Origin of the sequence: Streptomyces spinosus (assembly GCF_020400655.1) — a bacterium.
GTDB lineage: Bacteria > Actinomycetota > Actinomycetes > Streptomycetales > Streptomycetaceae > Streptomyces > Streptomyces argyrophylli.
Window position 1 is genome coordinate 55480 of sequence record NZ_JAINRC010000009.1, and the last position, 24740, is coordinate 80219.

Annotated in this window: 24 protein-coding genes and 1 pseudogene; 21 read left to right on the forward strand and 4 right to left on the reverse strand. The window is 72.0% G+C overall.

All coding sequences use genetic code 11. The features are described 5' to 3' along the window. The first annotated feature begins 81 nt into the window (after positions 1–81). The 5 genes from LG395_RS18210 to LG395_RS18230 all read left to right on the forward strand — a co-directional run bounded on the left by LG395_RS18210 (position 82) and on the right by LG395_RS18230 (position 4704). Positions 82–243, forward strand: coding sequence for a hypothetical protein (locus LG395_RS18210; protein ID WP_171150657.1), 162 nt, complete (start codon positions 82–84; stop codon positions 241–243). A gap of 217 nt (positions 244–460) precedes the next feature. Further along, entirely contained in the window at positions 461–2242 is a 1782-nt protein-coding gene (locus LG395_RS18215; RefSeq protein WP_225810465.1) for a PucR family transcriptional regulator, read from the forward strand. A 344-nt stretch (positions 2243–2586) separates the two neighbouring features. Next, positions 2587–2967, forward strand: a complete 381-nt coding sequence (locus LG395_RS18220; protein ID WP_225810466.1) for a DUF2267 domain-containing protein — start codon at positions 2587–2589, stop codon at positions 2965–2967. A 269-nt stretch (positions 2968–3236) separates the two neighbouring features. Then, entirely contained in the window at positions 3237–4082 is an 846-nt protein-coding gene (locus LG395_RS18225) for an aldo/keto reductase (RefSeq protein ID WP_225810467.1), read from the forward strand. 13 nt (positions 4083–4095) lie between these two features. Beyond that, positions 4096–4704, forward strand: a complete 609-nt coding sequence (locus LG395_RS18230) for an NADPH-dependent FMN reductase (protein WP_225810468.1) — start codon at positions 4096–4098, stop codon at positions 4702–4704. A 48-nt stretch (positions 4705–4752) separates the two neighbouring features. Here LG395_RS18230 and LG395_RS18235 read toward each other — a convergent pair whose 3' ends face one another. Next, a complete protein-coding gene (locus LG395_RS18235; RefSeq protein ID WP_225810469.1) occupies positions 4753–5805 on the reverse strand; it encodes an LLM class oxidoreductase in 1053 nt (350 codons plus the stop codon). A 45-nt stretch (positions 5806–5850) separates the two neighbouring features. Beyond that, a complete protein-coding gene (locus tag LG395_RS18240; RefSeq protein WP_225810470.1) occupies positions 5851–6228 on the reverse strand; it encodes a DUF2267 domain-containing protein in 378 nt (125 codons plus the stop codon). A 532-nt stretch (positions 6229–6760) separates the two neighbouring features. Here LG395_RS18240 and LG395_RS18245 point away from each other — a divergent pair. The 15 genes from LG395_RS18245 (at position 6761) to LG395_RS18315 (ending at position 19527) form a co-directional block, all read left to right on the forward strand. After that, entirely contained in the window at positions 6761–7210 is a 450-nt protein-coding gene (locus tag LG395_RS18245; protein WP_225810471.1) for a DUF1931 family protein, read from the forward strand. 225 nt (positions 7211–7435) lie between these two features. Further along, positions 7436–8002 (forward strand): type 1 glutamine amidotransferase domain-containing protein, encoded by a 567-nt coding sequence (locus LG395_RS18250; protein ID WP_225810472.1) that lies wholly within the window; start codon positions 7436–7438, stop codon positions 8000–8002. 261 nt (positions 8003–8263) lie between these two features. Next, positions 8264–8449, forward strand: a complete 186-nt coding sequence (locus tag LG395_RS18255) for a hypothetical protein (protein WP_225810473.1) — start codon at positions 8264–8266, stop codon at positions 8447–8449. A gap of 81 nt (positions 8450–8530) precedes the next feature. Beyond that, a complete protein-coding gene (gene dnaK, locus LG395_RS18260) occupies positions 8531–10435 on the forward strand; it encodes a molecular chaperone DnaK (protein ID WP_225810474.1) in 1905 nt (634 codons plus the stop codon). Positions 10436–10445: 10 nt separating this feature from the next. Continuing rightward, positions 10446–11030, forward strand: coding sequence for a nucleotide exchange factor GrpE (locus LG395_RS18265; protein WP_225810475.1), 585 nt, complete (start codon positions 10446–10448; stop codon positions 11028–11030). A 6-nt stretch (positions 11031–11036) separates the two neighbouring features. Beyond that, positions 11037–11975 (forward strand): DnaJ C-terminal domain-containing protein, encoded by a 939-nt coding sequence (locus LG395_RS18270; RefSeq protein WP_225810476.1) that lies wholly within the window; start codon positions 11037–11039, stop codon positions 11973–11975. Then, complete coding sequence (locus LG395_RS18275; RefSeq protein WP_225810477.1) at positions 11972–12346, forward strand: chaperone modulator CbpM; 375 nt, start codon at positions 11972–11974, stop codon at positions 12344–12346. The genes LG395_RS18270 and LG395_RS18275 overlap by 4 nt, the downstream gene beginning before the upstream one ends. After that, complete coding sequence (gene clpB, locus LG395_RS18280; protein ID WP_225810478.1) at positions 12337–14976, forward strand: ATP-dependent chaperone ClpB; 2640 nt, start codon at positions 12337–12339, stop codon at positions 14974–14976. Before LG395_RS18275 ends, clpB begins: the two co-directional genes overlap by 10 nt. After that, positions 14973–15419, forward strand: a complete 447-nt coding sequence (trxA, locus tag LG395_RS18285; protein WP_225810479.1) for a thioredoxin — start codon at positions 14973–14975, stop codon at positions 15417–15419. The genes clpB and trxA overlap by 4 nt, the downstream gene beginning before the upstream one ends. A 5-nt stretch (positions 15420–15424) precedes the next feature. Beyond that, positions 15425–15688: a UBP-type zinc finger domain-containing protein gene (locus LG395_RS18290; RefSeq protein WP_225810480.1), complete on the forward strand. Its 264-nt coding sequence runs from the start codon at positions 15425–15427 to the stop codon at positions 15686–15688. Next, positions 15688–17502 carry an FAD-dependent oxidoreductase gene (locus LG395_RS18295; protein ID WP_225810481.1) on the forward strand — a complete coding sequence of 605 codons (1815 nt, stop codon included), beginning with the start codon at positions 15688–15690 and terminating at the stop codon, positions 17500–17502. Before LG395_RS18290 ends, LG395_RS18295 begins: the two co-directional genes overlap by 1 nt. Before the next feature lie 48 nt (positions 17503–17550). After that, positions 17551–18051 (forward strand): Hsp20/alpha crystallin family protein, encoded by a 501-nt coding sequence (locus LG395_RS18300; protein WP_225810482.1) that lies wholly within the window; start codon positions 17551–17553, stop codon positions 18049–18051. 161 nt (positions 18052–18212) lie between these two features. Then, complete coding sequence (locus LG395_RS18305) at positions 18213–18605, forward strand: DUF2267 domain-containing protein (RefSeq protein WP_171150655.1); 393 nt, start codon at positions 18213–18215, stop codon at positions 18603–18605. Positions 18606–18732: 127 nt separating this feature from the next. Continuing rightward, on the forward strand, positions 18733–19152 hold the full coding sequence (panD, locus tag LG395_RS18310) for an aspartate 1-decarboxylase (RefSeq protein WP_171150654.1): 420 nt from the start codon (positions 18733–18735) through the stop codon (positions 19150–19152). Positions 19153–19182: 30 nt separating this feature from the next. Next, on the forward strand, positions 19183–19527 hold the full coding sequence (locus tag LG395_RS18315; RefSeq protein WP_225810483.1) for a GNAT family N-acetyltransferase: 345 nt from the start codon (positions 19183–19185) through the stop codon (positions 19525–19527). Positions 19528–20081: 554 nt separating this feature from the next. Here LG395_RS18315 and gnd read toward each other — a convergent pair. Beyond that, complete coding sequence (gene gnd, locus LG395_RS18320; protein WP_171150652.1) at positions 20082–21521, reverse strand: NADP-dependent phosphogluconate dehydrogenase; 1440 nt, start codon at positions 21519–21521, stop codon at positions 20082–20084. Between the two features lie 272 nt (positions 21522–21793). Here gnd and LG395_RS18325 point away from each other — a divergent pair, with 272 nt between their 5' ends. Continuing rightward, positions 21794–22966, forward strand: a complete 1173-nt coding sequence (locus LG395_RS18325; RefSeq protein WP_225810484.1) for a transglycosylase family protein — start codon at positions 21794–21796, stop codon at positions 22964–22966. 808 nt (positions 22967–23774) lie between these two features. On the opposite strand, the pseudogene LG395_RS18330 reads toward LG395_RS18325, so the two are convergent. Then, a pseudogene (locus LG395_RS18330) lies at positions 23775–24611 on the reverse strand (DMT family transporter); the annotation flags it as partial. Between the last annotated feature and the right edge of the window lie 129 nt (positions 24612–24740).

A 24740-nucleotide genomic window follows, 5' to 3' on the forward strand; every position in this document is an offset into this window, starting at 1 on the left:
GGGCGACGTCGCGGAAGGGACACGTCGAGGAGGCCCGGGACAAGGTGGGAGGATGGACGTGAGCGACGAAGGAGGCCCGTCATGAAATCCGGAGCCCCTGATTACGACGCCTGGTACTCGCGTACACCCTCGCAGGCCGAGGGCGAGCGCGACGAGACGGGCGAGCGGACCGCGACGGAACAGCACCCGGACGTCCCCCGGAGCGAACCGTCCCAGGCCGAGGGCGAACGGGACGACGCCTAGCGCCATGTGAGGTCGACCTTGACGGGCTTGATCCGTCCGGCGAGGTCGCGGGCGACCCGTCCGAGGGCGCGGGGCCGACCATGCGGCGGGGGCCGCCCCACGGGCACGAGAGAAGGGATCCACACAACTCGGGTACACAACTCGGGTAGCCGGCCCGTGAGCGGGTACGCGACATGGCGCTCGGTTATCGAAGGCTTTCGAGGGACGGAGTGGTCCCATGGCCGGCAGTCGGGCGCACAGCCTGTACCGGCGCTACGCCCGCCGGAAGGGCGGCCTTCCGCGGGGCGGCGCCGGGCCGTACCCCATGGCCGCGCGCGGAGGGCCCCGCCCGCCCGCTCGCGCCCCGGCCGACCATGCCCTCCACGAACTGGTCGAACTCTCCCGCGCCCTGTTCGGCAGTTCGGACGAAGCCGAGATCCTGCGCCTGGCCATGGACAACGTAGCCGCCGCGGGGCCATACAGTGCCGAGGCCGGATACCTCAACGTGGCCGGCGACCTGGTCCCCAGTCCAAGGGACGGGCAGATGCCCGCTCTGTCCGTGAGCCGGAGGGTGCGGGAGCTGGCCGGGCAGGACGGCAACGTGACCGTACCCGGCAGGCCCTGGGGCCGAGCCCTGGGACTACGCGGACTCGAGGGACTCCACGGCTACCTCGTGGTGACGTCCCGCTCCCGGCCCACCGAGGCCGAGCGATCTCTGCTCGCCACGCTCGTCCGGTACACCGCTGCCGCGCTGTCGGTCGCTTTCGCACATCGCCGCCGACACGAGGACGTGCTGGAGCTGCACCGACTGAGGAACGAACGTACGGCCCTCCAGCGGCAGCTGATCTCCGTGGTGGCCGAGCTGGGCTACGAGCGAGGCGTGCACGCGCTCATGGCCGGCGTCGCTGCCTCGGGTGGCGGCGAGGAAGCCGTCACCCGCGCACTGCACGGGCTCACCGGACTTCCCGCGCTGATCGAGGACCGCTTCGGTCGGCTGAGGTCCTGGACCGGCCCCAGCCGCCCCGTCCCCTACCCCGAACCGGACCCGGTGCGCCAGGACGAGATGCTGCACGCCGTCGCCCGCCAGGCCGGGCCGGTGCGGATAAGGGACCGGCTGATCACCCTGATCCGCCCGCACGGCGAGATCCTGGGCGTACTGGCCCTGGTCGACGCCCGGGACGAGGCCGACGAGCACACCGTGCTCGCGCTGGAACACGCTGCCGCGTCACTCGCCCCGGAGCTGACGTACCTGCGCAACCTGGCCGAAGCCGAGCTGAGGCTGCACCGCGAGCTGGTGGACGACCTCCTGGCAGGGACGGACGAGGCGAGCGCCTACGCCCGGTCCGTGGCAGCCGGGCACGACCTGCACCGCAGTCACTACGTCGTGGTGGTGCAGTGGTCGAACCGGACCGCCGACGACTCCTTCGCACAGACCGTGGGGCGGGCGGCCTCCGCCGTGGGCATGCGCTCGCTGCTGACCCGGCGCTCCGACCACGTCGTCCTGGTCGCCGACGACAGGCCGCACCCCCGCGCGCTGTACGAGGCGCTCGCCCGGGAGACCGGCACACGGTCCGGGAGGATCGGGGTGAGCGCCCCCTCCGACTGCCTGGACGACATCCCCCACCGCTACCAGGAGGCGCAGCGCGCCCTGGACGTGCGCCGCCACTCCCGCCAGTGCTACGGCACGTCGTTCTTCGACGAGCTCGGCCTCTACCGCATCCTGGGACCCGGCAACGACTACCGGGAACTGGAGATGTTCGTCCAGGAGTGGCTCGGGCAGCTCATCGACTACGACTCCCGGCATCACGCGACCTTGGTGGAGACCCTGTCCCGGTACTTCGACTGGGGCGGCAACTACGACGAGACCGCGGAATCCCTCGCGATACACCGCAGCACGCTGCGCTATCGGCTCCAGCGCATCCGCGACATCAGCGGCCACGACCTCGCGAACGTCGAGGACCGGCTGAACCTCCAGGTGGCGACCCGCGTGTGGAAGATCGTGCTGGGCGGGCCCGGCTGACGCCTCGCCGGAACGCCTGCGGGAGTGGTGTCGGCAGCGTCGCCCCGGTGACGAAGGCGTCGTGGACGTCGGCAAGGGCGATGAAGCGCTTGTACGACGCGCGGCACTCCAGGCTCTGATCGTCCAGCACGACGACACGACGACACGACGAAGGGATCACTGCCACCCAGAGCGAGGGCGGACCTCTTGACGTTGCGGCCCCTCCCCGGAGTCGGGGTACCCCGGGTTTCCGCGGCCGGACCCGCTCACACGTGCTGACGTGCGCGGGCGCGGCCCGGGTCGGTGTGGGAGGCTTGCAGGGTCCGCGCCGTTCGTCGCAACACAGCAGCGAAGGAGGACGACGCATGGATGAGCAGGAATTCGTCCGTACCGTCGCCGAGCGCACCGGACTGAGCCGGCAGGAGGCGGCGGACCTGACCTGGGCCACGCTCGAGACGCTGGCCCACAGGCTGAGCCCCGGGGAGGCCAGGGACCTGATCACCGAACTCCCCGAGGGCCTCGCGGAGCCGGTGCGCCGGGGGACCACGGACCGCATCGAGCGCTTCGGCCACCACGACAGCGTGCGGCGCGTCGCCGAACGCACCATGCTCAAGGAGGAGGAGGCCGACCGGGGTGTGCGGACCGTACTGGCCGTGCTCCGGGAAGCGATCAGCGAGAAGGAGTTCAGCGACCTGATGTCGCAACTCGGAACGGACTTCTCCCAGGCCCTCGAATCCGCTGGGTGACCCTGGAGCCTTCACCGCCCGCGCCACGCCGGTGGCTTGGAGCGCCCGGGCTCTCGACCTGCGTTGCCGGACCGTCTCCGCCGGGCAGTCCGTGTTCGGGTCGGATGGCAGGGGCTCGTCGCGCACGGGGAGACGCCCGGGCACCCGCGGGTGAGCGACCCCGCCCGACTTCCCTACGGCGCATGCGACACCGCTGTCTGGGAGGCGCGGACCTGGGCACCCGGTGCGGGCCCGCGTGACACGGATCCGCGGCGGACGGGAGGCCGGAGATGTCTGCGGAATCGGCCAGAACGATCGCGCTGCCCTCTGGTGAGGAGATCGCGGCGCTCGGACAGGGCACCTGGTACCTGGGCGAGGACCCGGCCCGGCGTGCACAGGAGATCGCCGCACTGCGGCTGGGTGTGGACCTGGGCATGACCGTCGTCGACACGGCGGAGATGTACGGCGACGGCACAGCCGAGGAGCTCGTCGGGGAGGCCCTCCGCGGACACCGGGAGGAGGTTTTCCTCGTCAGCAAGGTGCTGCCCGGCCACGCCGACCGGAAGGGCACCGTCGCCGCCTGCGAGCGCAGCCTGCGGCGGCTCCGTACGGAACGGCTGGACCTGTACCTGCTGCACTGGCGAGGGCGGTGGCCACTTGCGGAGACCCTGGCGGGATTCACCGACCTGATGGAGGCGGGGAAGATCCGGTACTGGGGCGTGAGCAATCTGGACGTGGCCGACATGGCCGAGCTGACCACCCTCCCCGGTGGCGACGCCGTGGCCGTCGACCAGGTGCTGTACAACCTCACCCGGCGCGGCATCGAGTGGGACCTTCTCCCCTGGTGCCGCGAGGCCGGGGTGACGGTCATGGCCTACTCACCGATCGAGCAGGGGCGGCTCCTGGAGGTTGAGGCACTGGATGCCGTGGCCCGGAGCCTAGGAGCCACGCCGACCCAGGTGGCACTCGCCTGGGTGCTGGAGCAGGGGGTGAGCGCGATCCCGCGTACCGGATCACCCGACCACGTTCGGGAGAACCGCGGCGCAGTGGACCTCCGCCTTCCCGCCGAGGCGCTCGACGTCCTCGACGAGGCGTTCCCGCCACCCGGCGGGCCCACGCCCCTGCAGATGCTCTGAAGGAGTTGACAGGATGACGCGCCCGCTCGTCGTCGGAATGGGAGGTTCGCTGCGCACCCCGTCGACCAGCCTCGCCGCACTGTGTGTGGCGGTCGAGGGGGCGGCCGATGCGGGCGCTCGCACCCTGGTGATCGACCTCAAGCGGCTGGCTCTTCCGTTCTACACGTCCGAGCACGGGATCCCGGCGTCCGCCCGCCGGTTCGCGGACACCGTCGAGGCCGCCGACGCCCTGCTGTGGAGCAGCCCGACGTACCACGGCTCGGTCAGCGGCGCGTTCAAGAACGCGGTGGACTGGCTCGCCCTCCTGGCCGACCACGACCCGCCCTACCTCAGCAACAAACCCGTGGGGATGCTGACGACCGCCGGTGGCGTGCAGGGCCTGCAGGCGATCAACGCGATGGAGTTCATCGTGCGGTCGCTGCGCGGCTGGGCCGTGCCGCTGGTGTTCGCGGTCCCGCGGTCCTCCCGGGTCTTCGACGGCGACGGACGCCTCACCGACCAGGCGGTCGCGGACCAACTGCGCGGCCTCGGCGCGGAGGTGACCAGGTCGGCCCTGCAGTTCCGGGCGGAGGGCACGTGCGACTACGCGCAGGAGCGGCCGTCCGGCGCCGTCCGGGACTGAGCCCGGCCCTGTCACGCGGGGGCGCCGGGGCCGTGCTTCCTCGCTTCCTCAGGGCCCGGTCCGCTCCACGGGCCGCTGCTCGCCGCGCGCCCCTGAGCGCCCGGGCGGGAAGTGCGGCAGCACGTGTTCGGCCAGTTCGTCGATCACTTCGGCGACCGGACGGCGGCTGTGCTTGAAGTTGATCATCAGCTGGTCGATGCCGATGTCCTGCCAGGCCCGCATCATCGCCAGGAACGACACCCGGCCCACCGAGAAGCCCTGGTGGATGCGCCGGGGCAGGGCCAGCGGGTCCTCGGCCAGATCGAGATAGGTGGCCTGCGCGTACGGCTTGAACCCGTCGCCGGCGCCCCGGGTCAGCTCCCGCCACCGCTCGATGTTCTCGGCCTGCTGCTGGAGCGGCGGGGTGTAGTACAGCCAGCCGTCCGTGTTCTCGGCGATCCACCGGACGTCCTGCCGGCCGTGTCCCGTCATCAGTACGGGGATCCGCCGGTACACCGGCTTGGGCAGCAGATCGGTGCCGCGCGTCCGGCCGAGCGGCGACTCCACGTGCGGGAAACGGTGCTCGAGGACGGCACGGAAGTACTCCAGCGACTGCCGGAACCTCTCGGCCCGGCCGCTCAGGTCCTGACCGAAGGCCGGGAACTCCACGGGCCGGTCACCGGTGGCCACCCCGAGCAGGAGCCGTCCGCCCGACAGCTGGTCCACCGAGGCGGCCGCCTTGGCGGTGTGCAAGGGATGCCGCAGCGGCATGACGATGCTGGCGGTCCCCAGTGTGATCGAGGTGGTGCGGGCACTGAGCTGCCCCAGGTACACCCAGGGGTCGAAGACCTGCCCGGCGTCCCCGAAACTCGGGTCAAGCAGCGGCACGTCACGGACCCACACCGAGGCGAAGCCGGCCCGCTCGGCCTGCTGGATCCGCTCGATGTGCCCGGCCAGGGACGGCACAGGCCCGTCGAAGCCCTCCAGGGGCGTGATGGCGCCGACGGTCATCCTGCCGCCGGGAAACGCCCTGGCCATGGCCGCGTGCTCGGAGAACGGCCGCTGCGCCCCGCCTTCGACGTCCACGGGTGCGCCGGCTGAAGGAACTGTCGATTGTGTCATGCGATCCTCCGGCGATTTCCTGCCGAGTCCGAGTCCGAGCCGCTTCTAGCCCTGGGCGCCGACCAGAGCCTCGAAGTCCCGGGGCAACTGGGACAACACCTGGCGGAACTCGCCATCACTGACCGCGTCCCTCAGGGTGCTTAGCTCCGCCCGTACGCCCTCGCGCGCCTCGTCCGGGCTCACCCCTGCTCGCCTGCTCACCCGGTTGATGAACTCGTCGAGTCCGAAGGGCTCGGCCTCCGGAGTGGGAGAGACCAGCGGTTCCTTCAGCGGCTTGGGCAGTTCGGACGCGAGGTCCTCCGCCTCACCCCTGGTGAGCCGCTCGGCCAGGGTTTCCAGGGTGGCACGGGTGAGGGGCTCCGCCTTCTCTGGGGGGACGGGGGCGCGCCGGGTGACGGTGTCGAGGAAGGTGTCGTAGTCCATGAGCCGTTCCCTTTCTGGGGCTTCGCGACTGCCTGGCGTGGGACCTGGGACAGCCACCGAAGGGTGCGTCGTGCGTGTGGGGGGGCGCGGGCCGAGGCGCGTCGTGGTGCACGCGCCTCGGCAGAGGCCATCTCCATGCTCGGGATGTGGGCCGCACCCTGCCTGCTCCCGACGGGGGGAAAAGCGGTGGGCTGCGTGGACCTCCGAGCACAAGTGCGGACGGCCTCCACCCTGGCAGGGGGGACACCGCCGCCGGTCTGCCGGATGTGCGTCGGGGCGCCGTGCCCGTGGGGCGCCGCCGGCTTTCCCGCCGTCTCGTTCCCGGCCGGCCGGTCGACCCGTTCGGCCCGTTGACCGGGGGACGCCCGCGCACTCCATGCTGCTCTGCCAGGGTGGGAGGGGGTGTTCATTTTCGGCCTCGGGTGCGGAGGCGCCCGGCAGGCGGGCTCTGCGAATCTCGACCGGTAACAGCCGATGGCAGCGCCGGCGGGAGCGAACGACGCCGTCCGTTCCCGGTGAGGAGGCGAGAGGCATGGCCGTGATGGGTGTGTCGAAGTTCGAGAGGTTCTTCCGCGCCGCCGCGGGCCTCGACGTGGACAAGAACGACCTGAAGCGGTACGGCGACTTCGTCGACGCCAAGCTCTACGACCTCCTGGTCGTCGGCCAGGCATCGGCCAAGGCCAACGGCCGGGATACCGTCGAACCGTGGGACCTGCCGATCACCAAGGGCCTCCAGGAGAGCATCCACCGGTTCCGGCGGCTCGACGAGGAGGTCGAGCTGAAGCCGATCGTGGAACAGCTCGCCGCGCACCCTCCCCTCGACAGGACACCCACGCAGGAGACCGAAGAGCGCTACCCCGAGATCATCGGCGGTCTCAGCGTCGCCCTGGCCGAGACGTTCAAAACCGTGTATCCGGACGTCAAGAACCCGCAGACCAGCCACTGGGACGGCGTGACCGCGGTGTTCGACCGGCTGCTGTAGCGGTCGCGCCCCGGTGCGTGTGACCGGTCTGAACCGACATGCCGGGCGGGCCGGAAGGTGGAGTCGGGAGCCTTAGCCGAGGCCGGGCCGCGCCGCAGTTGCTCGAGATTCGTGATCGGAAGCCCTCGATGCACGTGTCGAGAAACAAGGCAGCAGACGGATACCAGCACGGCACTCCCGGCCGAGCCTTGACGTCCCCGGTCGACTCGTGAAGGGAGCCATACGATGACACAGGAACTGCGGGGGATGCGGGTGGGGATTCTGGCCGCCGACGGCGTCGAGCGCGTGGAACTCGACCAGCCGCGCGGTGCGCTACAGGGCGCGGGGGCGAAGACCGAGATCGTCTCGCTCCGTCCCGGCGAGATCCAGGCCCGCCAGTTCGACCTCAATGCGGCAGGAACCTTCCCGGTGGACCGCGTGGTCGCCGACGCCTCCGTCGAGGACTACGACGCCCTGCTCCTGCCCGGCGGCACCATGAACCCCGACCAACTGCGCATGGACCGCGACGCGGTGCGGTTCGTGCGGGACTTCATGGCCAGCGGGAAACCTGTCGCATCGATCTGCCACGGCCCGTGGACCCTGGCGGAGGCCGACGCCGTGCGCGGTCGCCGTCTGACGTCCTGGCCCAGCATCCGCACCGACCTGCGCAACGCCGGCGCGGAGGTCGTCGCCGACCAGGAGGTGGTCGTCGACGGGCAGTTGGTCACCAGCCGCGGCCCGGCCGACCTGCCCGCCTTCTGCGCCGCCGTCGTGGAGCAGTTCGCCCGGGCGCACCACCCCATGCCCGGCTGAACCCAGCGGTCGGCCTGCTCTCCACCCCACGGGCCGGTCAGCCGTGGCGGTCGCACCGCGGTGCGCCGCATCACCCGCTACCTCGTGCCGGGCCGACCCGTCAGGAGCCGCGAACCCGAATCGTCGTCGCGCGTCCTGTCCTCGCAGACCGACCGCCGGTGCCACTTTTCGACCCGGTGGGCGCAGGCGGGGTGACCGGGCGGACAGCGACTCTGGGGCCTGGCGGGACCGCTCGGCGGTCCGTCGGCGGAAGGAGTGGCCGTGACCGAGCTGCCCGCGGACTTCGCCTCGGTCCGCTCGACGGAGCCGACCCGGTACGACGTCGTGGTGGACGAGGACGTCGCCGGTGAGGCTGTCCGGCTGGTCGCCGGGCCGGACAGCCGGGCCGGCGCGAAGACGGAGAGCGCCTCCTCCAAGGGCGGCCGTAGCGGCCCCGCCACCAGCTGAACGAGTTTCGAAGCCGGGCGGTCAGGGCCCGGAGGATGAGCGGTCGCCGACGGACGTCGACCGCCGCGGAAGGAGTTCCTCATGGCCAAGGCAGTGGGCATCGACCTGGGCACCACCAACTCGGTGATCGCCGTGTGGGAGGGCGGCGAGCCGTCCGTCGTACCCAACAGCGAGGGCAACCGCACGACACCGTCCGTGGTGGCCTTCACCGACACCGGGGAACGTCTGGTGGGCCAGCTGGCCCGGCGCCAGGCCATCCTCAACCCGAAGGGCACCATCTACTCGGCCAAGCGGTTCATCGGCCGGCACTTCGACGAGATTCCCGACGAGGCCAAGGCCGTCGCCTACGACGTCGTCCCGGGAGAGAACGGCGAGGCCCGCTTCAAGGTACGTGACAAGCTGTACGCGCCTGAGGAGATCAGCGCCCTTGTGCTGCGCAAACTCGCCGACGACGCCTCCAAGCAGCTGGGGGAGCGGGTCACGGAGGCGGTCATCACGGTGCCCGCCTACTTCAACGACGCCCAGCGCACCGCGACCCGTGACGCCGGACGGATCGCGGGACTGGAAGTGCTGCGGATCATCAACGAGCCGACGGCGGCCGCCCTCGCGTACGGCATGGACAAGAAGCAGCACGAGACCGTCCTCGTCTTCGACCTGGGCGGCGGCACCTTCGACGTGAGCATCCTCGATGTCGGCGACGGCGTGGTCGAGGTGCGTTCCACGGCGGGTGACAGCCATCTGGGCGGCGACGACTTCGACCGGCGGCTGGTCGACTACCTCGCGGACGACTTCCAGAAGGAGAACGGCATCGACCTGCGCAAGGACCCGCAGGCGCTGCAACGCCTGTTCGAGGCGGCGGAGAAGGCCAAGACCGAGCTGAGCTCCGTCACCCAGACCCAGGTCAGCCTGCCGTTCATCACCGCCGACGCCTCCGGGCCCAAGCATCTCACCGACTCGATCATGCGGTCCACGTTCGAGCAGATCACCGGCGACCTGGTGGAGCGCTGCCTCGGTCCGGTCCAGCAGGCCATGGCCGACGCCAAGGTCAGCGAGAGCGACATCGACGAGGTCATCCTCGTCGGCGGTTCCACCCGCATCCCCGCCGTCCAGGCGCTGGTGCGCCGACTGACCGGCGGCAAGGAACCCAACATGAGCGTGAACCCCGACGAGGTCGTGGCCCTGGGCGCCGCGATCCAGGCCGGGGTGCTCAAGGGCGAGGTCAAGGACGTCCTGCTGCTCGACGTCACCCCCCTGTCCCTGGGTGTGGAGACGCGCGGCGGAGTGATGACGAAGATCATCGAGCGGAACACCACCATCCCGGTGCGCCGCAGCGAGACCTTCTCCACCGCCGAGGACAACCAGCCGGCCGTCGACATCGTCGTCCTCCAGGGCGAGCGCGAGCGTGCCGCCGACAACCGGGTCCTCGGCCGGTTCCAGCTCACCGACATCCGGCCGGCGCCGCGGGGCGAACCGCAGATCGAGGTCACCTTCGACATCGACGCCAACGGCATCCTCAACGTCAGCGCGCGCGACAAGGACACCGGCAAGGAACAGGGCATCACCATCAGCGAGAGCTCCAACCTGGACCGGAGCGAGGTCGAACGCATGGTCCGGGAAGCCGAGAGCAACCGGGGCCAGGACCAGGCGCTCCGCGAGGCCGTCGACGCCCGCAACGAACTCGACGCGATCGCCTACCAGGTCGAAAAGCGCCTGAACGAACTGGCCGACGCCGCGCCCGCGCACGAGAAGGCCCGCGCCGAGATGCTGGTGGCGGAGGCCCGCGACGCGGTCAAGAACGAGGCCGGAGTGGACAAGACCAGGCCGCTGATCTCCGAACTCCAGCAGGTCTACGCCGGGCTCGCCGCCCACCAGGCCGAAGCCGCGGCGGCGAGTGGTCCGTCGGACACCGCCGGGCCGGACGGCTCCGGGCAGGGCGGAACCGGCACCGACGAAGACGTGATCGACGCAGAGTTCGACAAGGGCTGAGGTACCCGCCATGCCGATCCCTCCCCAGGACCGATCGTCCGACCCACCGCCCGAGGGCGCCGCACGACCGCCGCAGGGCAACCTGCCCGAGCCCGCGCCGCCGACCACGGAACCCGAACCGGGCCCCGACGCGGCCACCGGTCCGACCGGGGGCGAGGACGAGTACGCGGCCGCGCTGAAAGAGGTCGAGGACCGCTGGCGGCGTGCCCTCGCCGACCTGGACAACCTGCGCAAGCGACACGCCAGGGAACTGGACCGGGAGCGCGCGCTCGAACGCGCCCGCACGGCCGCGGCCTTCCTCCCGGTCATCGACAACCTCGATCTGGCCCTGAACCACGCGGGCTCCGACCCCGGGGCGATCGTGGAGGGGGTTCGCGCCGTGCGCGACCAGGCCGTGTCCATCCTCGAGCGCCTGGGCTACGAGCGTCACGGCGAGACCGGCGTCCCGTTCGACCCCTCCCGGCACGAGGTCGTCGGCGTGGTCCAGGACCCCGACGCCGAACCGAACACCGTGGCGCAGGTGCTGCGCCCCGGCTACGGCGAGGCCGACCGGCAGCTGAGGCCGGCCGCCGTGACCGTCGCCAAGCGGGAGTGAGCGGCCATGGCACGCGACTTCTACGAGGTTCTCGGGGTCCCGCGAGACGCCGACAAGGACGAGATCCAGCGGGCGTACCGCAAGCTGGCCCGCAGGTACCACCCGGACGTCAACAAGGACCCCGCGGCGGAGGAGCGGTTCAAGGAGATCAACGAGGCCTTCAGCGTCCTTTCCGACCCCGGCCAGCGGGCCCGTTACGACCGCTTCGGCGAGGACTTCCGCAAGGTCCCCGACGACTGGGAGGAGCGGGTCGGCGCAGGCGCGGGACCCGGTGGCGGCTTCCGCTGGTCCACCGGGGGCGGCCCCCGGGGCCGTTACGCCACCAGCGGCTTCGGCGCGGAGGGCGTCGACGTCGAGGACCTGTTCGGCTCGCTCTTCGGGGGCGCCGGACGGGTGCGTGTCCCCGGAGCCGACCAGGAGGCCGAACTGCCGCTCACCGTCGAGGAGGCCTACCGCGGAGGCCATCGCACCGTCACGCTCGCCGGTCCCACCGGGCAGCCGCGGCGGTACGAGGTCGACGTGCCGCCGGGTGTCACCGACGGGCAGCGTATCCGGCTGGCGGGCGAGGGCGGCCGGGGCCACGGTGACGCCCCCGCGGGGGACCTGTACCTGCGGGTGCGGATCCAGCCGCACCCCCGGTTCCGCCTCGACGGCCGGAACGTGTACGTGCAGCTTCCGGTCACCCCCTGGGAGGCCGCCCTGGGCGCGACGGTTCCGGTGCCCACGCCGAGCGGGGCGACGGCGAAGGTCGGCGTGCCCCCGGGCTCGTCCAGCGGCCGGCGGCTGCGGCTGCGCGGTGAGGGCATGCCGAACCCGCGTGGCACGAACGGCGATCTCTACGCCGAGCTCCGGATCATGGTTCCGTCCAGGCTCGGCGACCGGGAGCGCGCACTTTTCGAGGAGCTCGCCGCCGTCTCCTCGTTCGACCCCAGGAGGACACGATGAGTGACCCACGCGCCGCAGCACGCCAGGCGTCCCGGCCGGCGGCTTCCGCGCCGGCACGCGTCCGGTACGCGATCGTGCCGGTGCCCAGGCTCTCCCTGCAGACCGTGGCCCGCCGCTCCGGGGTCCATCCCGACCTCATCCGCCGGTTCGTCGCTCTGGGCCTGGCCGAGGCCGAGCGCGACGCCTCCGGAGAGCTGGTGTTCGAACCCACGGCCCCGGCCGCCCTCGCCCGTATCCAGCGGCTGCGCACCGGACTCTGCCTCAACTACGCATCCATCGGCCTGGTGCTCGACCTGCTGGACCGCATCAGCATGCTCGAAGCCGCCCTGCGCCGCGCCGGCACGAGGAGTGAAACACCCCCATGGACATGAACCGTCTCACGCAGAAGTCCCAGGAAGCACTCCAGGAGGCCCAGAGCGCGGCCGTCGGCATGGGGCATACCGAGGTCGACGGGGAACACCTGCTGCTCGCGCTTCTCGATCAGGAGGACGGTCTGATCCCACGGTTGCTGCGACAGGCCGGCACCGAGCCGGACGAACTGCGCGCGGCCGTGCGCGAGGAACTCTCCCGCCGCCCGAAGGCCACCGGTCCGGGCGCGGCCCCCGGCCAGGTCTTCGTCACCCAGCGCCTGTCCCGCCTGCTCGACGCCGCCGAGCGGGAGGCCAAACGCCTCAAGGACGAGTACGTGTCCGTGGAGCACCTCCTGCTCGCCCTGGCCGAGGAGGGCTCGGCGACCGCCGCCGGACGCCTGCTCAAGCAGCACGGCGTGACCCGGGATTCGTTCCTGGGCGCGCTCACCCAGGTCCGCGGCAACCAGCGCGTCACCTCCGCCAACCCCGAAGTGGCCTATGAGGCTCTGGAGAAGTACGGCCGCGACCTCGTCCTCGAGGCTCGGTCCGGGCGGCTGGACCCGGTCATCGGCCGTGACGCGGAGATCCGCCGCGTCACCCAGATCCTCAGCCGCAAGACCAAGAACAACCCCGTCCTCATCGGCGATCCCGGCGTCGGCAAGACCGCCATCGTCGAGGGCCTGGCCCAGCGCATCGTCCGCGGCGACGTCCCCGAGGGCCTGCGCGACAAGACGGTGTTCGCCCTCGACATGGGCTCCCTGGTCGCCGGCGCCAAGTACCGCGGCGAGTTCGAGGAACGCCTCAAGGCCGTCCTGTCCGAGGTGAAGGCCGCCCAGGGACGCATCCTGCTCTTCGTCGACGAACTCCACACCGTCGTCGGCGCGGGCGCCGCCGAAGGGGCCATGGACGCGGGCAACATGCTCAAGCCGATGCTCGCCCGCGGCGAACTCCACATGATCGGCGCCACCACCCTCGACGAGTACCGCAAGCACATCGAGAAGGACGCCGCCCTCGAACGCCGCTTCCAGCAGGTGCTGGTCGACGAGCCGAGCGTGGAGGACACCATCTCCATCCTGCGCGGACTGCGCGAACGCCTTGAGGTCTTCCACGGCGTGAAGATCCAGGACACCGCGCTGGTCGCCGCGGCCACCCTCAGCCACCGCTACATCACCGACCGGTTCCTGCCCGACAAGGCCATCGACCTCGTCGACGAGGCGTGCGCCCGGCTGCGTACCGAGATCGACTCGATGCCCGCCGAACTCGACGAGATCACCCGCCGCGTCACCCGCCTGGAGATCGAGGAGGCGGCCCTGTCCAAGGAGACCGACGCCGCCAGCAGAACCCGCCTGGAGGAACTGCGCAAGGAACTGGCCGACCTGCGCGGCGAGGCCGACGCCAAACGCGCCCAGTGGGAGGCCGAACGGCAGGCCATCCGCCGCGTGCAGGAACTGCGCCAGGAACTGGAGCAGGTCCGCCACGAGGCGGAGGAGGCCGAACGCGCCTACGACCTCAACCGCGCCGCCGAACTCCGCTACGGCCGCCTCCAGGACCTGGAGCGCCGGCTGAAGGCCGAGGAGGAGCAGCTCGCCGCCAAACAAGGGCAGAACCGGCTGCTGCGCGAGGTCGTCACCGAGGAGGAGATCGCCGAGATCGTCGCCGCCTGGACCGGCATCCCCGTCGCCCGTCTCCAGGAGGGCGAACGCGAGAAGCTGCTGCGCCTCGACGAGATCCTGCGCGAGCGCGTCATCGGACAGGACGAGGCCGTCAAACTCGTCGCCGACGCCATCATCCGCGCCCGCTCCGGCATCCGCGACCCGCGCCGCCCCATCGGCTCGTTCATCTTCCTCGGCCCCACCGGCGTCGGGAAGACCGAGCTGGCCAAGACTCTCGCGGCGGCCCTGTTCGACTCCGAGGAGAACATGGTCCGCCTCGACATGAGTGAGTACCAGGAGCGGCACACCGTCAGCCGGCTCATGGGCGCACCACCCGGATACGTCGGCTACGAGGAAGGCGGCCAGCTCACCGAGGCCGTGCGCCGCAAGCCGTACTCCGTCGTGCTGTTCGACGAGATCGAGAAGGCCCACACCGACGTCTTCAACACCCTGCTTCAGGTCCTCGACGACGGCCGCATCACAGACTCCCAGGGCCGGACCGTCGACTTCCGCAACACCGTGATCATCATGACGTCGAACATCGGCTCCGAGTACCTCCTCGACGGCGCCACCGCCGAGGGCGAGATCAAGCCGGACGCCCGTGCCCTGGTGATGGGCGAGCTGCGCGGCCACTTCCGCCCGGAGTTCCTCAACCGCGTCGACGACATCGTGCTGTTCAAACCGCTCGGCGAGCGGCAGATCGAGCGGATCGTGGAGCTGCAGTTCGACGAGCTGCGCCGCCGGCTCGCCGAACGCCGCATCACTGTCGAACTCACCCCAGCCGCTCGGGAGTTGATTGCCCACCAGGGCTACGACCCGGTGTACGGGGCCCGGCCGCTGCGACGCTACATCTCCCACGAGGTCGAGACGATGGTCGGGCGCGCCCTTCTGCGCGGTGACGTCCAGGACGGCGCGACGGTCCGCGTCGACGCCGAACACGGAGAGCTGGTCGTCACCTACGACCAGCCCGAGGACGTGAAGGGAGCGCGGGCGGCATGAGCACGACCCAGGCGACGACCGTCAGGTGCCCCCACTGCGGGCGCGCCAACCGGGTGCCCGTGGCCGCGGAGGGCCGCCCCAGGTGCGGACACTGCAAGCAGCCCCTGCCGTGGATGGCGGACGCCGGCGACGACGACTTCACCGAGGTCGCCGAGAGGGCCGACGTCCCCGTCGTGGTCGACCTGTGGGCCACCTGGTGCGGCCCCTGCCGCATGGTCAGCCCCGCACTGGAGAAGGTCGCCACCGATCTCGCCGGCCGGATCAAACTCGTCAAGGTCGACGTCGACAAGAACCCGCGCCTGTCTCAGCGTTTCGAGGTCCAGGCCGTACCGACACTGCTGATCCTCGACCAGGGCGAGACGGTCGCCCGGCAGGCGGGGGCGGCGCCCGCCCCCGTCCTGCGCCAGTGGGTGGAACAGTCGATCTCCGCCCGGAAAGGGTGATCCCGATGACCCTGCACGCAGACCCCCACCTCGCGCTCGTCCGGCCGGTCCAGCCACTGACCCCGCAAGGGTGTCAGGAGTGTCTGCTGCTCGGCTCCCCGTGGGTCCACCTGAGGCTCTGCCTGACCTGCGGGCACGTGGGCTGCTGCGACTCCTCCCCGAACAAGCACGCGCGCAGGCACGCGGCTGCCGACGCCCATCCGATCGTGCGGTCGTTCCAGCCCGGCGAGGAATGGCGCTGGTGCTTCGTTCACGAGGCGTTCGTCTGATGTCCGGCGACCAGTCGCTGCCCGGCGGACGACCGGGACCGGAGAAAGCGGACGGGGCCGCCTTCTGGGAGACCCCGGACATCTACGGCGCGTATCCGCGCCTCACGGAGGACCAGACGGCACGTCTGGCGGAGCACGGGCAACGCCGGAACACGGCTCCGAACGACGTGCTGATCCGGGAGGGGGAGCGCTGCGAGACGTTCTTCGTCGTCCTCAGCGGTACCGTCGCCGTCGTCGAGGACTACGGCACTCCCGAGGAGCACGTGCTGCGCGTGCACGGCCCCGGTCGCTTCATCGGCGAACTCGGCCTGCTGTACGGACAAGTGGCCTTCTACACCGCTGTCGCCAGGGAGCCGGGCGAGGTCCTCGTCGTCTCCTTGGACCGGTTGCGCCACCTGGTGTCCCAGGACTCCGGCATCGGGGACACCGTGCTGCGCGCCTGCCTGTGCCGTCGCGCCCTGCTCGTCGGACAGGGCGCCGGCTTCCGCATCATCGGCTCGCGCTACTCGCCCGACACCAGACGGCTGCGCGAGTTCGCCGTCCGCAACCGGCTGCCGCACCGCTGGATCGATCTGGAGACCGACGAGGAGGCCGAGGAACTGCTGCGCCGCTTCGGCGTCGGCCCGGCGGAGACACCACTCGTCATCTGGCGGGACACCACCTTGCTGCGCAACCCCAGCAACGCGGAACTGGCCAGGCTCATCGGCCTGCCGTCACTGCCCGCCGGAAACCGTCACGGCGACGTCCTGATCGTGGGCTGCGGACCCGCCGGCCTCGCTGCCGCGGTGTACGCCGCCTCCGAGGGCCTGAGCACCACGGTGGTGGAGGCGATGGCCACCGGCGGCCAGGCCGGCACGTCGTCCCGCATCGAGAACCTGCTCGGCTTCCCGTCCGGCATCTCCGGCGCCGAACTCACCGAACGCGCCGTGCTCCAGGCCGACAAGTTCGGCGCCAGGATCAGCCTTCCGCTGGAGGCGATCGGTCTCCATCCCAAGGACGACGACCACTACGTCGTGGCGTTCGCCGACGGCAGCGAGATCGCCGCCCGCGCCGTCGTCCTGGCCATGGGGGCCCGCTACCGCCGGCTCCAGGTGCCCGGCATCGAACGTTTGGAGGGTACGAGCGTGCACTACTCGGCGACCGTCTACGAGGCCCAGCAGTGCCGCACCGACCCGGTGGCCGTCGTCGGCGGAGGCAACTCTGCGGGCCAGGCGGTGCTGTTCCTCGCCGGGTACGCGCCGAAGGTCCACCTGCTGGTCCGAGGAGCCGGCCTCGAGGCCAACATGTCCCGCTACCTGGTCGACCAGGTCGAGCGCCATCCACGGGTGGAGGTCATGCTGCACACCGAGGTCACCGAGGTCATCGGCGAGGAGGTGCTGGAGGAGCTCGACGTGGTCGACAACCGCACGGGCGGGCACCGCCGGCTCGCGGTACGGAGCCTGTTCGTCTTCACCGGCGCCGAACCTCACACCGAGTGGCTCGCCGGCACCGTCGCCCTCGACTCCCGCGGCTTCGTCCTCACCGGGCCGGAGGCCCAGGAAGCCTGCGCCTCCCCCGAGGTGTGGCACGGCCGCGGACGCTCGAGCATGACCCTGGAGGCCAGCCTGCCCGGGGTCTTCGCGGTCGGGGACGTACGCAGCGGCTCGGTGAAGCGGGTGGCCTCCGCGGCCGGCGAGGGCGCGATGGCCATCCACTTCGTGCACCGGCACCTGGGGCACTCGGCCGTGCCCGGCACCACCGGCACGCCGGCTGTCGCGGGCCACTCGGACGTCTCCCCACGCATACGTCGCAAGGAGTCCGCATGGCTCGCATGACGCATGGCGGGCGATGAGATCACGAGAAGGAAGAAGGAGGCGATGGCGATGGCCATGCCCGTCCGCCGCCACCGCGGTGGCGGCCTGCAGGAGAGGCCCGTCTGGGCACCCGCCCCTCTCAATCCCCTCGTCGAGTTCGACGAACTGCTCAACCAGATGAGCGGCCTGCTGGAGTCGACGGTGGGCGCGGCGCCCGCGGTTGCGTGGACGCCCCTCGCGGACGTGTCGGAGTCCGAGGACGCGTTCCACATAGAGATCGAACTCCCCGGTGTGAAGAGCAAGGACATCGACGTAGAGGCCAACGGTCCCGAACTCGTGGTCACCGGAGAGATCAAGGAGCGGGAACGCAAGGGTGTCCTGCGCCGCAGCACCCGCCGCGTCGGAGCCTTCGAGTACCGCTTGCGGCTGCCCGGAGAACTGGACACCCACAAGATCAAGGCCGAGATGCAGGACGGAGTGCTCGGCATCACCGTCCCCAAGGCCGACGTCGCGAAGCCGCGACACGTCGAGATCACCGAGACGAGGGAAAGTACCGAGAGCAGCAGCTGAGACGCGAGCGCCGTTCCGGGCACCCATCGGGCGCCGCGGCCCGGCCCGCGCCCCGACGGCGGGGGGACGCGCTGCGCGTCTCCCCACCGTTGGTGGTTCTCCCTGCTGGTCTCGCTGACGTTCCAGGGACCAACGGCGACCAAGGCAGAAGGAAGTCAGCGATGAAATACGACGGATTCCTCGCCCGTGTCCGCGAGCGGGGCGAATACCACGACCAGGACGAAGCCGCGGACGTCACCAACGCCGTGCTGGAGGTGCTGGCCCAACGGATCAGCCCGGGAGAGGTCAAGGACCTCGCGTCCCAGCTGCCCGGCCCGCTGGGACATGTCCTGGACCATGCCGCGCCGCAGCAGGCGCGCAGCTTCGGCATCGAAGAGTTCTACCGCCTGGTCGCCGAGCGCACCCATGCCCGACCTCGTACGGCGCAGTGGGACGCCAGCGCGGTCCTGACCACCGTCGCCGACGCCGTCACCGGCGGAGAGCTGAATCAGATCATCAGCCAGCTCCCCTCCGGCTACGCGGTCCTGTTCGGCAAGGCCGACCTCGCGGACTGAGCGCCCGAGACGCGCGCTGCTGCGAGGGTCCTGGGACGACCATCGACTCCGGCGCATGCCCGTGTACAGTGAAGACCGCCCTTGACCTGCACAAAGCAGGCAGGGAGCCGTCTTTCAGGAGTTCGACATGCTGCGCACCATGTTCAAGTCCAAGATCCACAGAGCCACCGTCACCCAGGCCGACCTGCACTACGTGGGATCGGTGACCATCGACGCGGATCTCCTCGACGCCGCCGACCTGTTGCCCGGGGAACTGGTGCACATCGTGGACGTCACCAACGGCGCCCGGCTGGAGACGTACGTCATCGAAGGTGAGCGCGGATCCGGGGTCGTCGGGATCAACGGGGCCGCGGCCCACCTCGTGCACCCCGGCGACCTCGTGATCATCATCAGCTACGCTCAGGTCACCGACGCGGAGGCGAGGACGCTGCGGCCCCGGATCGTGCACGTCGACGCCGGCAACCGGATCGTGTCCCTCGGCGCCGATCCGTCCGAACCCGTGCCCGGCTCGGACCAGCAGCGCAGCCCGCAGGCCGTGGGAGCCTGACCGGGACGAGGACCAGGAGCGTGCGTGCCCATGAGCGAGACCGAGATCCGCGACGACCGGGCGGCCGGCCGCCTGGAGGCCGTCGGCGACGGTGAAGTCGTCGGTCACATCGAGTACTTCGTCCTGGAGGCGCCCGAGCGCGCCCTGGTCCCCGTCCACACGATCGTCGAGCCCGCCCACGAGGGCAAGGGCATCGCCGGATCGCTCGCCCGCGAGCTGTACGCCCTCGCCGCGCGCGAGGGCGTCCCGGTGGCCCCGCTCTGCCCGTACGTCGTGAGGTGGGCCGAGCGCCACCCCGAGGCGGCCCCGCCGGCCGACCCGCGGCTGCTGTCGGCCGCCAAGGACTGGCTGCGCGCCCACCCCGACCGCTTCTGACCTGGCGGCGGCCCACCCGGCCGGACCCGGTTCGAGCGCGCGGCACCCCCGGGGCCGTACCGCCGGCACCCGCCCGGACCCGTTCGATGCTGCCGTCGGGTGAGTGGCCGCGCGGTCGTCGGGTAGGCGGGGCAGTAGTCCAGAGGCGACGTGCCGTGACTGCCCGGAGGACAGCATGACGAACCCGCACCCCGACCCGGTACCGCCGGGCCCGACCCCGGGTCCGGGCCCGACCCCGCCGGATCCGTACCCGAGCCCGGTCCCGACCCCGGAACCGGTCCCTGAGCCCACGCCACCCCCACCGGGGCCCGACCCGAGCCCGCCCCCGCCCCACCCCGGCCCCCCGGAGCCGTCCCCGTCCCCCATCCCGCCGGGCCCGGAGCCCGTACCGAATCCGGAACCGGGACCTCCGCTCACCTGAGACAACGGGAGGAGCCGAGACACGGGAGGGGCCGGGCGCCCGCGTCAGGAGAGGCGCCGGGCCCCTCCCCATGTGCGGGGCGGGACCGAGACGTACGGCCGGGAGGGACCCGGCCCTCCGCGCCGGGCGCGCGCTAGGCGGTCACCTCGGTGCGGTCCCCGCCCCACAGCGTGTGGAACGTGCCGTCCCGGTCCACCCTCCGGTACGTGTGCGCACCGAAGAAGTCCCGCTGCCCCTGCGTCAGCGCCGCCGGCAGCCGTTCCGCGCGCAGCGCGTCGTAGTACGCCAGCGCCGCCGAGAAGCCCGGCGTCGGCACGCCCTGCCGGGTCGCCGTGACCAGGACCTCCCGCCAGTCGTCCTGCGCCTCGGCGATCTCGCGGGCGAACGTCTCGTCCGACAGCAGGCTCGGCAGGTCGGCCCGGGCGTCGTACGCGGCGCGGATGCGGTCGAGGAACGCGGCCCGGATGATGCAGCCGCCCCGCCAGATCGAGGCCACCGCGCCCAGGTCGATGTCCCAGCCGTACTCCTCGCTGCCCGCGGCGATCTCGTGGAAGCCCTGCGTGTACGACACGATCTTGGACGCGTACAGCGCCTGCTCCACCCGGTCGGCGAAGGCGGCCGCCTCCGACTCGCCCAGCGGGGACGGCTTCGGGCCGGCCAGGTCCCGCGACGCGGCCCGCAGCGACGCGTGGCCGGACAGCGAGCGGGCGAAGACCGCCTCGGCGATGCCGGACACCGGAACACCGAGGTCCAGCGCGATCTGCACCGTCCAGCGGCCGGTGCCCTTCTGCTCGGCCTGGTCCACCACGACGTCCACGAACGGCTTGCCGGTGGCCGCGTCCACGTGGGACAGCACCTCGGCGGTGATCTCGATCAGGTACGAGTCCAGCCGGCCGGTGTTCCAGGTGCGGAAGATGTCCGCGATCTGCGCGGGGGAGTACCCGGCGACGTCGCGCAGCAGCTGGTAGGCCTCGCCGATCAGCTGCATGTCGGCGTACTCGATGCCGTTGTGGACCATCTTCACGAAGTGCCCGGCACCGTCGGGACCGCAGTGCGTGACGCACGGCGCCCCGTCCTCCGCCTTCGCGGAGATCTTCTCCAGCATCGGGCCCAGCGACGCGTACGACTCCTTCGAACCGCCCGGCATGATGCTCGGGCCGTGCAGGGCGCCCTCCTCGCCGCCGGAGATGCCCGTGCCGACGAAGTGGATGCCCCGCTCGCGCAGCTCACGCTCCCGGCGCCGGGTGTCGGCGAAGTGCGCGTTGCCACCGTCGATGATCATGTCGCCGGGCTCCAGCAGCGGGGCGAACTCCTCGATCACCGCGTCCGTCGGCCGCCCCGCCTTGACCATGACGACCAGCCGGCGCGGACGCTCCAGGGCCGCCACGAACTCCTCGGCGGTCTCGGCCGCGACGAAGTCGCCCTCGTCCCCGAACTCCTCCACCAGCGCCTTCGTCCGCGCCACCGTACGGTTGTGCACGGCGACCGAGTAGCCGTTGCGCGCGAAGTTCCGCGCGAGGTTGCGGCCCATGACCGCGAGGCCCGTGACGCCGATCTGCGCTGAAGTGCTCATACCGCCTGCTCCCTGGTTGCCTCGTGTTCTACGGCTCCGTCAGTACGGGTCCCTGCCCATCCTGACGTGCCGCTACGGCGAGCGCACATCCGACCCGCCAGGCATGTGTACGCAGCGGGACCGCCGTCCGCCTCACCGACCGGCCCGTTGGATCAAGCGGGGGCCGTTCCCGGCCACTTGGATCGCACGGGAGGCCGGATTCCTGTCTTGTCATGGCCAGTTCGTGGCGCTTACCTTTGCCGCTCCTGACGCATGCCGAGGGGATTTCGGACATGGCCGTACGCGGCCGGCACCGCCGGTACCAGCCGAACAGGATCAACCGCGCCTCACTCACCGTCACGGCGGGCGGTGCCGGCCTCGCGATCCCGCTGGTCGCCGCCGGCACCGCGGACGCCGCCGACGTGGCGACCTGGAACAAGGTCGCCGCCTGCGAGTCCAGTGGCAACTGGAGCATCAACACGGGCAACGGCTACTACGGCGGGCTGCAGTTCACCCAGTCGACCTGGGAGGCCTACGGCGGCACCCGGTTCGCGCCGCGCGCCGACCTGGCGACCAGAGCCGAGCAGATCGCCGTCGCCGAGAAGGTCCTCGACGGGCAGGGTCCCGGCGCCTGGCCGGTGTGCTCGGTGCAGGCCGGGCTGACCCGGGGCGGACCCGCCCCCGGTGTGCACACCGAGACCAGCGCCACGCGCCCCGCGAAGACCGGTTCCGCGGCGCTCTCCGGCTCCGCGCACTCCGGCTCCGTCAAGGACGTGCGGCCGCAGACGACCCCGCAGTCCCGGGCCGGCCGGGCCGAGATGTACACCGTCGTGCACGGCGACACCCTCTCCGGCATCGCCGGCGACCACCACGTGACGGGCGGCTGGCGCACCCTGTACGCGGGCAACCGCGCCACCATCGGCGCCGACCCCGACCTGATCATGCCGGGGCAGCGGCTCAGCCTGGACGGCACCGCGACCCGCCCCGCGCCCCCCAACGCGCCGAGGAAGAAGGCGCCTTCGGAGCACCCCACCACCCACCGCACGCCGCCGCCGACCCGGCACGCGCTCGTCGCCCCGGTCACCGCGTCCATCGGCACCGGCTACCACGTGGCGGGCTCCCACTGGTCGAAGGGCTACCACACCGGCGTCGACTTCCTCGTGCCGACCGGCACCTCCGTGAAGGCGGCGGCGGCCGGGCGCGTGGTGGCCGCGGGCTGGGGCGGCTCGTACGGCTACCAGGTCGTGATCCGGCACGCCGACGGCCGCTACACCCAGTACGCCCACCTGTCGGCCATCGCCGTGCGCGACGGCCAGAGCGTCACCGCGGGCCAGCGCATCGGCCGCTCCGGCTCCACCGGGAACGTGACGGGCCCGCACCTGCACTTCGAGGTGCGGACGGGACCCGGGTTCGGCTCGGACGTCGACCCGCTCGCCTACCTGCGGGCCGGGGGCGTCAGGATCTGACGCCGGTACGGTGCAGGGCCGGCACCGGCAGCGGTACGGCGACGCCCGCGGGCAGCGGGGGGTACGACGCCGGGAGCACACCGCCGCCGACCGGCCCGGCACCGCCGGTGTCCACCGCTCCGTCACTCCCGGGCGGCCCGGACGCCGGCAACCCGGGCACGCCGGGCTCGGCGCTCCCCGCGAGGACCGCCTCGGTCGGCTCGGCGCCCACCAGGGCCTCGTCCGGCCCGGTGCGTACGACTCGTCGGGCCGGTCCTGGCCGGCCGGCCGGTCCGGCGATCGCCTCGATGGGCTCGGCGTACGCCATGACCTCGACGGGATCGGCGGGTACGACTGGCCGTGACGGTCCTGGCCGGCCGGCCGGTCCGGCTGTCGTGGCGTGGAGCGCCGGCTCGCCCGTCCCGCTACGCGTCACCGGCTCGGCGTCTTCCGCACGGACGCCCGCCGCGGCACGGACCACGGTCTCGGCCGCCCCCGCACGGACGCCCGCCTCGGTGCCGGCCGCGGCCCCGGTCGGACCCGTGCGGCCGGCCGGCTCGCCGGCCCCGGCCCGGACCGGGGCCGCCGCCCCGGGGGCGCGCAGCGGCTCGCCCGGCCCGGCGGGGAACGCCGAGACGCCCGGCCTCCCCGGCTCGGCCGCTCCGGTGCCGGTTGCCGCGCGCCCGCCCCGCTCCGTACCGGCACTCCCGCCCTCGCGTGGCTGCGGCACGGTGAGACGCGCCTGCTGCTGGGCCCCCGGTACTCCCGGCGCGAAGGGCCCGGCCGGTGCCGGAACGACGGACGCCGGCTCGCCCGGGGGCACCGCCGCGGCCGTCTCGCGGGTCAGCCGCTCCGTCGTCAGCATGATCAGGCCGCCGGCCGCCACCACACCGCAGCCGAGGGCGAGCGCGGTGCCCGTCGTGCCGTAGCGGAACGTCTCGCCGAACATCAGGATGCCGACCGCGGCGGCCAGCACCGGATTGACCACCGTCAGCGTGGCCAGCGGCGCGGCGAGGCCGCCGCCCCGGTAGGAGGCCTGGGACAGCAGGACGCCGGCGACCGCGAACAGAACGATCACCGCGAGCGAGGGCAGGTCGCCCAGCGCGATGCCGTCGCTCCAGTCGACGGCGACGGTCTTGGTGAACACCGACGACATGCCGAACGCTATGCCGGAGGCGGTGGCGAGGAGCACGCTGCGCACGGCGGGGTGCCGGTGCGCGGCCAGGCCCGCGAACATCAGCGCCACCACCGCCCCGCCGGTGACCAGCGCGACCGCCAGCCGCTGGGCCGGGGCCAGGGAGTGCGCGGAGGAGGAGCCGACCAGGGACAGCAGACCGGCGAGGCCCACGGTGGCCATGAGCGCGCCGCGCCAGGCGGTCGCACCGGCCCGGCGGCCGACGCACAGCGCCGCGAGGGGAAGTGCGAAGACGATGGTCAGCGCGCCGAGCGGCTGGACCAGGCTGAGCGGCCCGTAGGCCAGCGCCACGACGTGCAGCACGCCCCCGAGACCGTTGAGCGCCAGCGCACCCCACCATCCCGGCCGGCGCAGCGGCAGGACCCCGCTGTCGGGGGAGGACACCGCGACCTGCTCCTGCACGATCGCTCCGCCCGCGTAGGCGAGGGCGGAGACGACCGACAGGAGCACGGACAACGCCAGGGCGCTCATCGGTGTCTCCTCTGCGTGCGCCGGGCGTCCTGGGCCCGGCGCGGGGTACGGTCGGCTGACATGGGCAACACTCTGCCTGCCCGGCTGCTTCCCGTCGTCGTACCTGAGCACGCAATGCGTCCTACTGCC

Bases quoted from the DNA above. Each gene is read 5' to 3' on its own strand.
- LG395_RS18210 (WP_171150657.1), top strand. From the start codon at position 82: ATGAAATCCGGAGCCCCTGATTACGACGCCTGGTACTCGCGTACACCC.
- LG395_RS18215 (WP_225810465.1), top strand. From the start codon at position 461: ATGGCCGGCAGTCGGGCGCACAGCCTGTACCGGCGCTACGCCCGCCGG.
- LG395_RS18220 (WP_225810466.1), top strand. From the start codon at position 2,587: ATGGATGAGCAGGAATTCGTCCGTACCGTCGCCGAGCGCACCGGACTG.
- LG395_RS18225 (WP_225810467.1), top strand. From the start codon at position 3,237: ATGTCTGCGGAATCGGCCAGAACGATCGCGCTGCCCTCTGGTGAGGAG.
- LG395_RS18230 (WP_225810468.1), top strand. From the start codon at position 4,096: ATGACGCGCCCGCTCGTCGTCGGAATGGGAGGTTCGCTGCGCACCCCG.
- LG395_RS18235 (WP_225810469.1), bottom strand. From the start codon at position 5,805: ATGACACAATCGACAGTTCCTTCAGCCGGCGCACCCGTGGACGTCGAA.
- LG395_RS18240 (WP_225810470.1), bottom strand. From the start codon at position 6,228: ATGGACTACGACACCTTCCTCGACACCGTCACCCGGCGCGCCCCCGTC.
- LG395_RS18245 (WP_225810471.1), top strand. From the start codon at position 6,761: ATGGCCGTGATGGGTGTGTCGAAGTTCGAGAGGTTCTTCCGCGCCGCC.
- LG395_RS18250 (WP_225810472.1), top strand. From the start codon at position 7,436: ATGACACAGGAACTGCGGGGGATGCGGGTGGGGATTCTGGCCGCCGAC.
- dnaK (WP_225810474.1), top strand. From the start codon at position 8,531: ATGGCCAAGGCAGTGGGCATCGACCTGGGCACCACCAACTCGGTGATC.
- LG395_RS18265 (WP_225810475.1), top strand. From the start codon at position 10,446: ATGCCGATCCCTCCCCAGGACCGATCGTCCGACCCACCGCCCGAGGGC.
- LG395_RS18270 (WP_225810476.1), top strand. From the start codon at position 11,037: ATGGCACGCGACTTCTACGAGGTTCTCGGGGTCCCGCGAGACGCCGAC.
- LG395_RS18275 (WP_225810477.1), top strand. From the start codon at position 11,972: ATGAGTGACCCACGCGCCGCAGCACGCCAGGCGTCCCGGCCGGCGGCT.
- clpB (WP_225810478.1), top strand. From the start codon at position 12,337: ATGGACATGAACCGTCTCACGCAGAAGTCCCAGGAAGCACTCCAGGAG.
- trxA (WP_225810479.1), top strand. From the start codon at position 14,973: ATGAGCACGACCCAGGCGACGACCGTCAGGTGCCCCCACTGCGGGCGC.
- LG395_RS18290 (WP_225810480.1), top strand. From the start codon at position 15,425: ATGACCCTGCACGCAGACCCCCACCTCGCGCTCGTCCGGCCGGTCCAG.
- LG395_RS18295 (WP_225810481.1), top strand. From the start codon at position 15,688: ATGTCCGGCGACCAGTCGCTGCCCGGCGGACGACCGGGACCGGAGAAA.
- LG395_RS18300 (WP_225810482.1), top strand. From the start codon at position 17,551: ATGGCCATGCCCGTCCGCCGCCACCGCGGTGGCGGCCTGCAGGAGAGG.
- LG395_RS18305 (WP_171150655.1), top strand. From the start codon at position 18,213: ATGAAATACGACGGATTCCTCGCCCGTGTCCGCGAGCGGGGCGAATAC.
- panD (WP_171150654.1), top strand. From the start codon at position 18,733: ATGCTGCGCACCATGTTCAAGTCCAAGATCCACAGAGCCACCGTCACC.
- LG395_RS18315 (WP_225810483.1), top strand. From the start codon at position 19,183: ATGAGCGAGACCGAGATCCGCGACGACCGGGCGGCCGGCCGCCTGGAG.
- gnd (WP_171150652.1), bottom strand. From the start codon at position 21,521: ATGAGCACTTCAGCGCAGATCGGCGTCACGGGCCTCGCGGTCATGGGC.
- LG395_RS18325 (WP_225810484.1), top strand. From the start codon at position 21,794: ATGGCCGTACGCGGCCGGCACCGCCGGTACCAGCCGAACAGGATCAAC.